This window comes from Serpentinimonas sp. SMBJO2, assembly GCF_056341105.1.
The window spans coordinates 894,178-907,466 of record NZ_CP150628.1; the positions used below are offsets into that span (position 1 = coordinate 894,178).

General features: G+C 69.2%; 10 protein-coding genes. 4 read left to right on the forward strand and 6 right to left on the reverse strand.

Translation table 11 applies throughout. The features are described 5' to 3' along the window. Positions 1–118 precede the first annotated feature (118 nt). Together katG and AAAZ40_RS04025 are read left to right on the forward strand one after the other, a co-directional pair. Positions 119–2,314, forward strand: a complete 2,196-nt coding sequence (gene katG / locus AAAZ40_RS04020) for a catalase/peroxidase HPI (RefSeq protein ID WP_476661287.1) — start codon at positions 119–121, stop codon at positions 2,312–2,314. Positions 2,315–2,431: 117 nt separating this feature from the next. Then, complete coding sequence (locus AAAZ40_RS04025; protein ID WP_476661288.1) at positions 2,432–4,576, forward strand: hypothetical protein; 2,145 nt, start codon at positions 2,432–2,434, stop codon at positions 4,574–4,576. Between the two features lies 1 nt (position 4,577). Here the strand turns inward: AAAZ40_RS04025 and AAAZ40_RS04030 are convergent, their stop codons facing one another. Both AAAZ40_RS04030 and AAAZ40_RS04035 read right to left on the reverse strand, forming a co-directional pair. Further along, entirely contained in the window at positions 4,578–5,753 is a 1,176-nt protein-coding gene (locus AAAZ40_RS04030; protein WP_476661289.1) for an acyl-CoA dehydrogenase family protein, read from the reverse strand. A gap of 20 nt (positions 5,754–5,773) precedes the next feature. Next, entirely contained in the window at positions 5,774–6,955 is a 1,182-nt protein-coding gene (locus AAAZ40_RS04035; RefSeq protein ID WP_476661290.1) for an acyl-CoA dehydrogenase family protein, read from the reverse strand. A gap of 131 nt (positions 6,956–7,086) precedes the next feature. Here AAAZ40_RS04035 and purN point away from each other — a divergent pair, with 131 nt between their 5' ends. Further along, the gene (gene purN / locus AAAZ40_RS04040; RefSeq protein ID WP_476661291.1) at positions 7,087–7,704 is read left to right on the forward strand and encodes a phosphoribosylglycinamide formyltransferase; all 618 of its coding nucleotides are present in this window, start codon (positions 7,087–7,089) and stop codon (positions 7,702–7,704) included. A gap of 157 nt (positions 7,705–7,861) precedes the next feature. Here purN and AAAZ40_RS04045 read toward each other — a convergent pair whose 3' ends face one another. After that, complete coding sequence (locus AAAZ40_RS04045) at positions 7,862–9,481, reverse strand: peptide chain release factor 3 (RefSeq protein ID WP_476661292.1); 1,620 nt, start codon at positions 9,479–9,481, stop codon at positions 7,862–7,864. A gap of 250 nt (positions 9,482–9,731) precedes the next feature. On the opposite strand from AAAZ40_RS04045, the gene AAAZ40_RS04050 reads away from it, so the two are divergent. Further along, positions 9,732–10,400 (forward strand): hypothetical protein, encoded by a 669-nt coding sequence (locus tag AAAZ40_RS04050; protein WP_476661293.1) that lies wholly within the window; start codon positions 9,732–9,734, stop codon positions 10,398–10,400. Here AAAZ40_RS04050 and AAAZ40_RS04055 read toward each other — a convergent pair. From AAAZ40_RS04055 to AAAZ40_RS04065, 3 genes are read right to left on the reverse strand one after another with little or no spacing between them, the layout of a single operon-like run. Continuing rightward, positions 10,355–11,656: an O-antigen ligase family protein gene (locus tag AAAZ40_RS04055; protein WP_476661294.1), complete on the reverse strand. Its 1,302-nt coding sequence runs from the start codon at positions 11,654–11,656 to the stop codon at positions 10,355–10,357. The two genes, AAAZ40_RS04050 and AAAZ40_RS04055, sit on opposite strands and share 46 nt — an antisense overlap. Then, positions 11,653–12,564: a glycosyltransferase gene (locus AAAZ40_RS04060; protein ID WP_476661295.1), complete on the reverse strand. Its 912-nt coding sequence runs from the start codon at positions 12,562–12,564 to the stop codon at positions 11,653–11,655. Before AAAZ40_RS04060 ends, AAAZ40_RS04055 begins: the two co-directional genes overlap by 4 nt. A 3-nt stretch (positions 12,565–12,567) precedes the next feature. Then, positions 12,568–13,221, reverse strand: a complete 654-nt coding sequence (locus AAAZ40_RS04065) for a class I SAM-dependent methyltransferase (protein ID WP_476661296.1) — start codon at positions 13,219–13,221, stop codon at positions 12,568–12,570. Positions 13,222–13,289: the final 68 nt, after the last annotated feature.

The window sequence follows — 13,289 nt, forward strand, 5'->3', positions numbered from 1 at the left end:
CGCCGAGCACCGAGCCTATTGATCGATTAGACAAAACCAATCCCCACAACCGATAGCCTGAGCCTACACTGTACGCACCTGTCCACCCCGTCCACTTTTTCAACCAGGAGACCAGACCATGACGACTGAATCCAAATGCCCCTTCCACGGTGCCCCCACCGCCCCGGCGGTGGCCGGAGCGCGCTCGAACCGCGACTGGTGGCCCGAGCAGCTCAACCTGCGCATCCTGCACCAGCACGGCTGCAAGTCGAACCCGATGGGCAAGGACTTCGACTACAAGAAAGCGTTCGCCGAACTCGACCTCGACGCCGTGGTGCAAGACCTGAAGGCGCTGATGACCCAATCGCAGGACTGGTGGCCGGCCGACTACGGCCACTACGGCCCCTTGTTCATCCGCATGGCCTGGCACGCCGCCGGCACCTACCGCATCCACGACGGCCGTGGCGGTGCCGGCCACGGCGCCCAGCGTTTTGCCCCCGAGAACAGCTGGCCCGACAACGGCAACCTCGACAAGGCGCGGCGTCTGCTGTGGCCGATCAAGCAAAAGTACGGCAAGCACCTGTCGTGGGCCGATTTGCTCATCCTCACCGGCAACGTGGCGCTGGAGTCGATGGGCTTCAAGACCTTTGGCTTTGCCGGTGGCCGCCCCGACATCTGGGAGCCGCAGGAGGACATCTGGTGGGGCCCCGAGACCGAGTGGCTGGGTGACAAGCGCTACAGCGGCCAGCGCGATCTGGCCAAGCCGCTGGGCGCGGTGCAGATGGGCCTGATCTACGTCAACCCGCAAGGCCCCAACGGCGTGCCCGACGCGCTGGCCTCGGCGCGCGACATCCGCGAGACCTTCGCGCGCATGGCCATGAACGACGAGGAAACCGTGGCCCTGGTGGCCGGTGGCCACACCTTTGGCAAGGCGCACGGGGCCGGGCTGGAGTCGCACGTCGGGCGCGAACCCGAAGGCGCGCCGATCGAGCAGCAGGGTTTGGGCTGGGCCAACAGCTTTGGCACCGGCAAGGGCGACGACGCCATCACCAGCGGCATCGAAGGCGCCTGGACCCCGACCCCGACGCAGTGGGACCACAGCTACTTCGAGATGCTGTTCGGCTACGACTGGAACCTGGTCAAGAGCCCGGCCGGCGCCTGGCAATGGGAGCCGGTCAACGTGGCCGACAAAGACCTGGTTCCGGCGGCGCACGACCCCTCCAGGCGCGTGAAAACCATCATGACCACCGCCGACCTGGCGCTGCGCTTCGACCCGGCCTACAACAAGATCGCGCGCCGCTTTCAGCAAAACCCGGCCGAGTTCGCCGACGCCTTTGCCCGCGCCTGGTTCAAGCTCACGCACCGCGACATGGGGCCGCGCAGCCGCTACCAAGGCAAGCTGGTGCCGCCCGAGGTGCTGATCTGGCAAGACCCGGTGCCCGCCCCGACGCAGCCGCTGATCGACGCCGCCGACGTGGCCGCGCTCAAAGCCCAGGTGCTGGCGTCGGGCCTGAGCGTGGCGCAACTGGTGGCCACGGCCTGGGGCGCGGCGAGCACCTTCCGCGGTTCCGACAAACGCGGTGGGGCCAACGGCGCGCGCATCCGGCTGGCACCGCAAAAAGACTGGGCCGCCAACGACCCGGTGCAGCTCGCCAGCGTGCTGGCCCAGCTCGAAGCCATCCAGCAGCGCTTCAACGCCGGCGCCGCTGCGGGCAAACGGGTCTCGCTCGCCGACCTGATCGTGCTCGCCGGTGGCGCTGCGGTGGAGGCGGCGGCCAAGGCCGCGGGCCATGCCATCGAGGTGCCGTTCCGCCCTGGGCGCACCGACGCTTTGCCTGAGCAAACCGATGTCGCCTCGTTTGCCGTGCTCGAGCCGCGCGCCGACGGCCTGCGCAACTACGCCGCCCCCGGCTGCGAAGCCCACGCCGCCGAGCTGATGGTCGATCGCGCGCAGCTGCTGACCCTGACCGCGCCCGAACTCACGGTGCTGGTGGGCGGCCTGCGCGTGCTCGGTGCCAACAGCGGCGGCAGCCGCCACGGCGTGTTCACGCAGCGCCCCGGCGTGCTCTCGACCGACTTCTACACCCAGTTGCTCGACATGGGCACGGTGTGGGCGCGTTCGGCCGCCAATCCGCACGTGTTCGAGGGCCGCTGCCGCAGCAGCGGCACCCTGAAGTGGACCGCGACCGTGGCCGATCTGGTGTTTGGCTCCAACTCGCAACTGCGGGCGCTGGCCGAGGTCTATGCCGAGCGCGGCAACGAGCGCAAGTTCGTGCAGGACTTCGTCGCCGCCTGGGTCAAGGTGATGGAGCTGGATCGTTTCGACCTGCACTGAAGCGGCGCCCGGGCTCGGTGCGGTGCTGGCACCGGGCCCGCGCAACGTGCTGGCCTCTGCAGCCGCTGCCAACCACTTGGGCCGCTGCCAGCGGTTTTTTTGTGCTCGGAGCCAACAATGAGCGAATCCTTGGAGATGAGCGGTCTGCATCGCTGGCGTTTTTTCCGCAGCGGCGGCTTTGATCAGGTGCGCATCGAGACGGCGCAGGATTTGCGCAGCCTCGATCAGCTCGACCCCAAGCTGTGGGCCGTGCTGGCCTGCCCGACCAGCGGCCTCGAGTTCGACCGCCGCACGCTGCAGCGCATCGACACCGACGGCGACGGCAGCATCCGGGTGCCTGAGCTGCTGCACGCGGTGCGCTGGGTCTGTGAGCAGCTGCACCACCCGCAGTTGCTGTTTCAACCCGGTGCCGACTTGCCGCTGGATGCGCTGCGCACCGACACGGCGGCCGGGGCGGCGCTGTATGCCGCCGCACACCAGGTGCTGCAGCGCGTGGGCAAACCCACAGCCACGCAGATCGGCCTGGACGACCTGAGCGAACCGGCGCGCCTGTTCCCACCCGCCCTGCCCAACGGCGATGGCGTGGTGCCGGTCGAGCTGGCCCCGGACGCCGCCTGCGCCGAGTTGATTGCGCACCTCATCGCCACCCAGGGTGCGCAGACCGACCGCAGCGGCCAGCCCGGGGCCACGCAAGCGGGACTGACGGCCTTTCTGGAGCAGGCGCAGCAGGCACTGGACTGGCACCAGCGCGCCCCGGACGGGCCCGGCGCTGGGCTGGAAGCTGCGGCCACTGGGCAGTTGGCGGCGCTGCAAGCCTACGACGCCGTGCAGGCCAAGGTGGACGATTTCTTTACCCGCTGCCGGTTGCTCGACTTCGACCCCCGGGCCGAGGCGGCGCTCAACCCCGACGAGGCGCGCTACACCGAACTGGCCTCCCTCACCCTGCACGCAGACAGCGCCGAACTGGCCGCCTTGCCGCTGGCACGGGTGCAGGCGGGGGCCGCCCTGCCTTTGAGTGCAGGGGTCAACCCGGCCTGGCAGAGCCGCTTGGCCGCGCTGCGCGAGGCGGCGGTGCGGCCGCTGTTGGGCGACTGCGAGGCGCTGACGCCCACCCAGTGGGACGATCTGGGTACGCGCCTGGCAGACTGCCGCGCCTGGCTGGCGGCGCGCCCTGCCGGCGCCTTGGCCGACTGGAGCCCGGCCGTGCTGCGCCAGTGGCTCGACGGCCCGGCGCCGGCCCGGTTGGCGGCCCTGATCGAACTAGACCGCAGCGCCGCCGCCAGCGCCGCCGGCATCGAAGGGCTCGAGCTGCTGCTGCGGCTGCGCCGCGACCTCGTGCCGCTGCTGCGCAACTTCGTCAATCTGAGCGATTTTTACGGTCAGCAACACCCGGCCATCTTTCAGGCCGGCACGCTCTACATCGACCAGCGCAGCTGCACGCTGTGCCTGCGCGTGGCCGATCTGGAGCGCCACAGCGCGCTGGCCCCGCTCTCGGGTGCCTACCTGATCTACTGCGAATGCACGCGCCCCGACGAGGAGCCGATCACCATCGTCGCCGCCCTGACCGGTGGCGACGCCGACGAGCTGCTGGTGGCCGGGCGCAATGCGCTGTTCTACGACCGCCAAGGGCGCGACTGGAAGGCGCAGGTGCTGCGCGTGGTCGAGGCGCCCATCAGCGTGTCACAGGCGTTCTGGATGCCGTACCGGCGCCTGGCCCGCTTCATCAGCGCCCAGGCGCAGCGTCTGGCGGCGGCGCGCGAGCAAAACGTCGAGGCCCAATCGGCAGCCGGGGTGGCGGCGGCGGTGCCGGGTGCGGCCGCGCCGGTGTCCTCGCAGGCCTTCGACATCGCGCGCTTTGCGGGTATTTTTGCCGCCATCGGCTTGGCGCTGGGGGCGCTGGGCACGGCGCTGGCCGCGATCATGAGCGGTTTGTTGCGCCTGCCGCCGTGGCAGATGCCGCTGGTGCTGCTGGGTCTGCTGCTGCTGATTTCCGGTCCGTCGATGTGGCTGGCCTGGTTCAAGCTGCGCCAGCGCAACCTGGGCCCTTTGCTCGACGCCAACGGCTGGGCGGTCAACATCCGGGCGCGGCTCAACATCCCCTTCGGAGCCGCGCTCACCGGTGTGGCGCAACTGCCCGCCGGGGCCGAGCGCAGCCTGATCGACCCCTACGCCGAGCCTGCCCGGCCCTGGGGCTGGTATGCCGTGGTGGCCTTGCTGGCGCTGGTGTTGGTGCTGGCCCTGACTTGGCTGCTGCTGCGCTGAATCAGGCAAACACCCCGGCGCTGGCGCCCATGCGCGCCGACACCTCGTCGAGGTGGTGCAGCGTGTCGCCCAAGGTGAGCTCGAGCTGCGTCAGCTTCTTGAAGCAGTGGCTGACGATGTACTCGTCGGTGACGCCGATGCCGCCGTGCAGTTGCACCGCTTGCTGGCCGACGAAGCGCATCGACTGCCCCAGCTGCACCTTGGCGCGCGCCAGCGCCTGGCGGCGCTCGGGGGCGGGCGCACCGAGCTTGAGGGTGGCGTAGTAGCTCATGCTGCGCGCCAACTCGAGCTGCATTTTCATGTCGGCCACGCGGTGGCGCAGGGCCTGAAAGCTGGCGATCGGCACCCCGAACTGCTGGCGCGTGTTCAGGTATTCGAGCGTGAGCGCCAGGGTCTGTTCCATCACGCCCACGCCTTGGGCGCAAGCGGCGGCGAGGCCGACGTCGGCGGCCCACTCCAGCGCCGCCAAGCCGTCGGTGCTGAGCAGCTGCGCCGGGCTGTGCGCAAAGCCGACTTCGGCGGCGCGGCTGCCGTCCTGGGTCTGGTAGGCGCGGGTCTGCACCCCGGCGGCGCTGCGCTGCACCAGCAACAGCGCCAGCCCCTGGGCGGTCTGGGCCGGGACCAGAAAAGCGTCGGCGCAGTCGCCGCTGGGCACCAGGCTCTTGGCACCGTCGAGCCGCCAGACCGTGCCCTGCGCATCGGCTGGGCCCATGCTTGGGGCACCTGGCAGCCCGGCTGGCGGCTGGGCCGGCTGCGCCACCGCCTGGGTGGCCACGGCCCCGAGCCGGTGGCGCAGGCCCCGCTCCACGTGCGCCAGCACCAGCAGCGCCGCACCACTGGCCAGGCGCGGCAACCACTGCGCTTGCACGCTGGCGGGGGCAAAGGCCTGCAGCACCGAGGCGGCGACAAAGGTCTGCTCCAGGGGCTCGAGCACCAGGCCGCGCCCCAACTCCTCTTGCACCAGCATGGCCTCCACCGCGCCCAGCCCCAGGCCGCCGTGGACGTCGGGCACCGTCAGGCCGCACAGGCCGAGTTCGGCCAGTTCGTTCCAGGCCGCACGATCAAAGCCGCCGGCGGCGGCGGCGGCGCGGCGGCGCTCGAAGGGGTAGGCCTTGTGCACCCAGCGCTGCACGGCCTCGCGCAGCTGCAGTTGCTCGTCGGAAAAATTGAAATCCATCACGGTCTCCAAAAGGGGCCTTAGCCGAGCAGGGTTTGGGCCACGATGTTGCGCTGCACCTCGTTGCTGCCGCCGTAAATCGTGGTTTTGCGCAGGTTGAAGTAGCTGCCTGCCAGCGGCGCGTTGGCGCTCATGCCGCCGGGGAAGTCGCCCTGCCAGCCGGCTTCCAGCGCCTCGTGGATGCAGGGCAGGGCAAAGGGGCCGGCGGCGAGCATCATCAGCTCGGCCAGGCGCTGCTGGATTTCGCTGCCGCGGATCTTGAGCAAACCGGCGATGTCGAGCGGGTTCTTGCCCGATTTTTCGGCCGACAGCACGCGCAGCACCAGCATCTCGAGCGCCACCACATCGACTTCCAGCAGCGCAATCTGGTCCCGAAAGCGGGCGTCGTTCCACACCCCTTCGGCTTGGGCGATGCGCTTGAGGCGCTCGAGTTCGCGCTTGGCGCGGTTGACTTCGGCGATGTTGGTGCGCTCGTGGCTGAGCAGGTGCTTGGCGTAGCTCCAGCCCTTGTTTGCGGCACCGATCAGGTTGGACAGCGGCACCTGCACATCGTCGAAAAAGACCTCGTTGACTTCGTACTCGCCGTCGAGCAGGCGCACCGGGCGCAGCGTGATGCCGGGCGATTTCATGTCGATCAGCAAAAAACTGATGCCGCTCTGGGGTTTGCCTTCGTGGCTGGTGCGCACCAGGCAAAAAATCCAGTCGGCGTGCTGGCCCAGCGTGGTCCAGGCCTTCTGGCCGTTGACCAGGTAGTGGTTGCCCCGGAGTTCGGCGCGGGTCTTGAGGCTGGCCAGATCGGAGCCGGCCCCGGGCTCGCTGTAGCCCTGGCACCACCAGACCTCGCCACTGGCGATGCCGGGCAGAAAGCGCTGCTGCTGCTCGGCGGTGCCGTAGGCCATGATCACCGGGGCCACCATCACCGGGCCGAAGGGGATGACGCGCGGGGCTCCGGCGAGGGCGCATTCTTCTTCGAACAGGTGTTTTTGCACCGCCGTCCAGCCCGGGCCGCCGAAGGCCTTGGGCCAGCCGCTGGCCAGCCAGCCCTTGCGCCCAAGGATGCGGGCCCAGCCTTGCAGGTCGTCGCGGCTCAGGCGCAGGGCGTGGTGCACCTTGTGTGCCAGTGCGGGCGGCAGGTGGGCGCGCACCCAGGCGCGGATTTCGGCTCTGAAAGCCTGTTCTTCGGGCGTAAAAGCCAAGTCCATGGGGTCGGTCTCCGGTGCAGCGGTGTGCGATCGAGGGGTTTTTAGCACGCACCCACCCACGGCGCTGTCCGGGCGGTGACAGCGGGTGGCCGTCGGGCCGGGTCATGGGAGTCATTACACTAGGCGCCTGTATGGTTGCAACAAAGAACATCGTCATTCTGATTTCGGGCACCGGCTCGAACATGCAGGCCTTGGTGCGCGCGGCGCAGCAGCAGCACTGGCAGCAGCGCTTCGGGGCGCGCATTGCGGGCGTGCTCAGCAACCGGGCGCAGGCCGCCGGGCTGGCCTGGGCGCAGGCGCAGGGCTTGCCCACGGCGCTGCTCGAACACCCGCAATACCCCAGCCGCGCCGCCTTCGACGCCGCGCTGATGCAGGCCATCGACTGCTTCGACCCCCACGGCAGGCCGGCGCTGGTGCTGCTGGCGGGTTTCATGCGCATTCTGGGGCCGGAGTTTGTGCAGCACTACGCCGGGCGCCTGCTCAACATCCACCCCTCGCTGCTGCCGGCGTTTCCGGGGCTGCACACGCACCAACGCGCCCTCGACGCCGGGTGCCGCTTCGTCGGCGCCACGGTGCACCAGGTCACGGCCGAAGTCGACAGCGGCCAGATTCTGGAGCAGGCCGTGCTGCCGGTGTTGCCCGGCGACGACGCCGCCACGCTGGCCGCGCGCGTGCTGACGCAAGAGCACCTGATCTACCCGCGCGCGGTCGAGCGCTGGCTGGCAGCGCACTCAAGCGCGAGCGCCTAGTGTGGTGTTGCGCGCTTGAGGGGACAAATAAAACCGATGGATTTTTGGCCCTGCTTAGGCGCAAACCACAGCCATAGTGCCACTATGGCGCGGATTTGCAACGACAGCAGGGACGAAAAGGCGCGGTTTTATGTTCCAGATGGCGCGCAACACCACACTAGACCGCCTTGTGAAACACCAGCCCGGCGTGCTCGCGCATGGCGTGGAACTGGATTTTGGGCCAATTGGCCTCGACGGCGCGCAGCGTCGCTTGGTGGTCCACCAACAGCGTCGGCGCATCGACTGCGTCCCAGGCCATGCGGTGCAGGTTGGCCTGCATGAAGCGCTTGAGCTCGGCCTCGCCGCCGTTTTCGGGCGTGCACGTGACCCAGCGCGCCACCTGGTAGGGGCTGGGGCTGATGCGCGCCTTGACGCCGTATTCGCTCTCGAGCCGGTGCTGCACCACCTCGAACTGCAGCTGCCCCACGGCGCCGAGCATCAGCACCGTGCCGGCCATCGGCCTGAAGACCTGAATCGCGCCTTCCTCGCCCAGCTGCGTCAGGCCGGCCTTGAGCTGCTTGCCGCGCAGCGGGTCGGCCACTTCGACGCTGCGGATGATCTCGGGCGCAAAAAACGGCAGCCCGGTGAACTGCAGCGCCTCGCCTTCAGTGAGCGTGTCGCCCAGTTGCAGCACGCCGTGGTTGGGGATGCCAATGATGTCGCCGGCAAAGGCCTCGTCGAGCAGCTCGCGCCGTTGGCTCAGGAACGAAACCACGGTGTTGGGGCGCAGCTCCTTGCCCGAGCGCACCACCTTGAGCTTCATGCCGCGCTCGAAGTGCCCGCTGGCGCAGCGCACGAAGGCGATGCGGTCGCGGTGCGCCGGGTCCATGTTGGCCTGAATCTTGAACACCACGCCGCTGAACTTGGGTTCGGTCGGCTGCACCGTGCGCTGCAAGGCCGGTTTGGGGCCGGGCGGCGGGGCCAGATCGACCAGTGCGTCGAGCACCTCGCGCACGCCAAAGTTGTTGATCGCCGAGCCAAACAGCATCGGCGTTTGCTGCCCAGCCAAAAAGGCGCTGGCCTCGAAGGCCGGGGCGGCGCCGGCCAGCAGCTCCATCTCCTCCTTGGCCTGCCGCCACTCGAGGCCAAAGCGTGTGGCGCACTCTGGGTTGTCGAGGCCAGCGTGCACCTCTACATCGCCACCTGCGCGGTCGGCGCCGGCATCAAACACCCGCATCTGGTCCGAGCGCCGATCGTAAACGCCGTGAAACAGCTTGCCCATGCCCACCGGCCAAGTGAAAGGCACCACCGTCATGCCGAGTTCGCGCTCGATCTCGTCCATCAGGTCCAGCGGCGCCTGCACCTCGCGGTCCATCTTGTTCACGAAAGTGAGGATGGGCGTGTGGCGCGCGCGGCAGACCTGCAGCAGGCGCCGCGTCTGCGGCTCGACGCCGTTGCCGGCGTCGATCACCATCAGCGCCGCGTCCACGGCGGTGAGCACGCGGTAGGTGTCTTCGGAAAAGTCCTGGTGGCCGGGGGTGTCGAGCAGGTTGATGACGCAGCCGCGGTACTCCATCTGCATCACGCTCGAGGCGACCGAAATGCCGCGCTGCTTTTCGATCTCCATCCAGTCGGAGGTGGCGTGGCGCGCGGCCTTGCGCGCTTTGACCGAGCCGGCGATGTTGATTGCGCCGGAAAACAGCAGCAGCTTCTCGGTCAGGGTGGTCTTGCCGGCGTCGGGGTGGGAGATGATGGCAAAGGTGCGGCGGCGGCGCACTTCAGAGGCTAAATCGGGCATGGGGGGATTATCAGGGATTGCCCATGGGGTCCCCCCTGGCGGCGGCTGGGGTGCAGGCGGCGCAAAAGCGGCCATTTTGGCGCGGCATCTGCGTGCTGCACCCGCTAGGCCATGTGCCAAAATCCCCTGCTCGATCTTGGCCCGATCCAAGCCCGTTCACCCCACACCAGACCCCCAAGCCGCCGGCGCTCTGAACATGATTGCAACCCCACCCACCCCGATCAGGCGCCTTTGCGACACGGTAGTCTGTGTGTGCAAGAGCGGTGGCGAATACGGCGTGGCGCAGGTGCAGGCGCTGCAGCGCCAGTTGCGGCGCCATGCACCCGGCGCACGCCTGATCTGCCTGAGCGACCTACCCAGCATGCCCGAGGGCGTCGAGCTGCGGCCGTTGCGCCACGATTTGCCGGGCTGGTTTTCCAAACTCGAAATCTTTGCCTTGCCCGAGCGCTGTTTTCTGTACCTCGACCTCGACGTGGTGATCACGCGCAACCCGCTGGTTGACGCACCGCCCGGGCTGTGGCTGCTGCGCGGCTTCAAGGGCCACGACTACAACTCGAGCCTGATGCTCGTGCATGGCCACTATCAGGGCATACTGGACCGCTTCCTGTACGACAAGGCCGGCAACATCCACGCCTACAGCAGCGGTGGCGTGGGCTGGGGCGACCAGGACTTCATCCGCGACTCGGGCCTGGTGACGGGCGCGTTGCAAGACCTGCACCCGAATCTGGCCGCGTCGTGGAAAGTGGACTTGAACTACCGCATGGGCTGGATCGAGCCCGCGCCGGCGGTGCTGGTGTTCCATGGCAGCCCCAAGCCCGAACAGTTGCGCATCGACAACCCGCGGCCTGGCCGGGTACGGGTGCGCAGTTGGCGCTACCGGCTGCTGAGCTGGCTCAAGGCGCTGCGCGGGCGGATGTAGCTGGCGGGGCGGCTGCCCAAGGTGCAGACCGCCAGCAGCCAGAGCAGCGACAGCCCCAGGTTGGCATCGCGAAATGGGGCGTTGACCAAGGTGGTGAGCAGCAGCGTCCACAGCAGCAGCTGGGCCACGCCCGCCAAGGGGTCGCCGCGCTGGCGCAGGCTGTGCCAGCCCAAGGCCGCCAGCAGCGCCAGCAGCAGCAACAGGCCGGGCACGCCTTTTTCCATGCCGGTGAGCAAGAAATCGTTGTGCGGGTTGTTGATTTCCCCCATGGCCGGGTTTGACTCGGCCATTTCGGCGCGCCAACTCGGCAACCAACTGCCCAGCCCGGTGCCCAGCAGCGGCTGCGCGGCCATGCCCTCGAGGGCGTGCTGATACATGCGCAGGCGCACGCTGGCGCTGCCGTCGAAGTGGCCCGTGGCGGCAAAGTGTTGCACCTCTTGCACGGCTTGCTCGAAACGCGGCTGCACCGTGGGGCTGAACTGCCAGATCAATACCGCGCCCAGCAGCAGCGCCACCGCAGCGCCCAACAGCGGCCGCCAGCTGTGCCAGCGCAGCACAAACACCGCCAGCGGCAGCAGCAGCAACAGCAGCTGCGCGTTGCGCGATACGCTGAAGGTGGCCACTGTGGCGGCAAACAGCAACCAACCCAGCAACGCCAGCGCCCGCTGCGCGGGCCGCAAGCCCGGCTGCAGCGCCAGCCAGAGCGCGGCTGCGGCGGCGGCGGCCAGGAGAATGAACTTTTGGCTGGTGCTGTTGCCCGTGGTGCCGCTGAGCAAGGCGCGCCAGAGCGCGACGTCGGGCAGCGGCCAGAGCTGGTGCAGCAGCAGCAGGGCGCTGGCCAAGACGGCCCCGGCCAGCAAACCATAGAGCGCGAGCCAGCGCTCGGCGGGCAGCAGCGTCAGCCCCAAGCCCAGCACCAGCGCCACCCGCAGCAGGTGAAACAGGCGCGTGGCGCTGTCTTCGTGCCAGCCCTGGGTGGCCAGCACCAGCAGCGCCCACAGCAGCGGCAGCAGCAGCAGCCACAGCCACGGCCGCAGTTGCAGCCAGCGCTCCTGCCAGTGCGGCCGATCGAGCAGCAACAGCAGCAGCAGCACGAGCAAACCCAAATAGCTCAAGCCCACCGGAAAAAAGGTGAAGGCGCCGAGCGCACACGCCATCCAGGCGACGCTGCGACTGGGGCGGGCAGCGGGGTGGCTGGGGCTGGCGGCAGTGCCGGGAACCGCGCGGACGGCGGCGTTTTGGGGGGCTGGATTCATGGCGCGGGATGGGGGGCGGGGGCGGTAAGGGAGCGGTCGGCGCGCCAGCGCCACAGGCCAGCCACGCGCCCCAGCGCGCGCGCCACCAGGCGTGGCGTCGGCAGCAAGAGCCGCAGCAGCAGGGCCGCCACGGCCAGCGCCAGGGCGCGCCGGCGCTTGCGCTGCGCCGCAGGCACGCCGGTGTATTTGGCCAGGTAACGCAGCTTGGACTGGGCGTGGTGCAGACCGCGCGCGTACTCGCTGCGCCAAGGGGTGGGTGAGCGCGTCGAGCCGCGCGAGTGGTGCGCGATCCGGATGGCGGGTTCGAGCACGATCGGCAGGCGCGCAGCCAGCAGGCGCGCGCACAGGTCGTCGTCCTCGTAGTACAAAAAGAAGCCGGTGTCAAAAAAACCGATGGGGCGCAAGGCCGCCAGCCGCAGCAGCAGCACGGCGCCGCAAGCCGCGCCCACGCAACACGGGCCCTCGGCCGCCGGGCCGCCCGAGGCCCAGAGGTGGCGTGGCCAGCCGTAATTGAGGGTCGGTCGGCCGCGCGCGTCGAGCAGTTGCGGCACCAGCAGCGCCGCCTCGGGCCAGCGCTGGGCCGCTTGCATCAGGGCCAACACGGCGGCCTCGGTCAGGGCGCAGTCGGGGTTGAAGAGCAAGGCGTAAGGGGTCTGCACCCGCTCCAGGGCCCAATTGTTGGCGCCGCCAAAACCGAGGTTGCTGGGGCTGGCCAGCACCAGCGCCTGCGGCAGGGTGCGCGCCAGTTCGGCGCGGGTGCCGTCGGCGCTGGCGTTGTCGACCACGATCAGGTGTGGCAGCGCCGCCAGCGCGCCGGCCAGCGGCGCCAGGCAGTGGGCGCTGTGGTGGGTGACCATGATGAGCGTGACCTGCTCGAGCAGGGCGCGCTGGTCGGCAGCGGCGGCCATGCGCTAGTGCGGCGGCTTGAGGGCGCGCCACTCCCAGACCAGGTGCGCGGCCTGGCCCGTGAGGCGGTCGGCACCGCGTGCCAGCCAGCCGCCCAGTGCGGGCCGGGCGGGTTCGTAGTCGCGCTTGAAGCGGCAGCGGGTCTGGCGCAGCAGCTCGAACTCGCCCTTGAAGCCGTACATGCGCGCCCCGAGTTCGGGGCGGCAAAAGTAGCGCCAGGTCTTGGGCGTGATCGGGTTGACGTGGGTCGGATCGCGCCACATTTTTTCGTGGTCGAACAGCGGCGTGACGGCGTACAGGCGGCCATCGGGCTTGAGCACGCGCCAGATTTCGTTCATCAGCTCGATGAACGGCAGCCGGCTGCTGCCGCTGGCCAGGTCGAGCGCCACGCGTGGAATGTGCTCGATGAAGTCATAGGCCGACACGCTGTCGAAATGCGCGTCGGCAAAGGGGATGGCTTGCAGCGCCAGGTTGGCCGCGACGATGGCCTGCACGCCGGGGGCTTGCAAGCCGGCGCGGATGTCGATGCCGTAGAGCAGCGGCGCCGCGTAGGGGTTGCGCGGTCGGGTGCCGCAGCCGAGGTCGAGGTGGCGGCGCTGTGAGGACGCGTCGGTTCCAGTGCCCGGCCGGTCAACCGGCGCGGAGCCAGGGGGATTCATGGTGCTGCTGATGGGGTGGGGCCGGCGACGGGGTCGGGTGGCAGGCAGTCAGGGCGCGACAGCCGGGC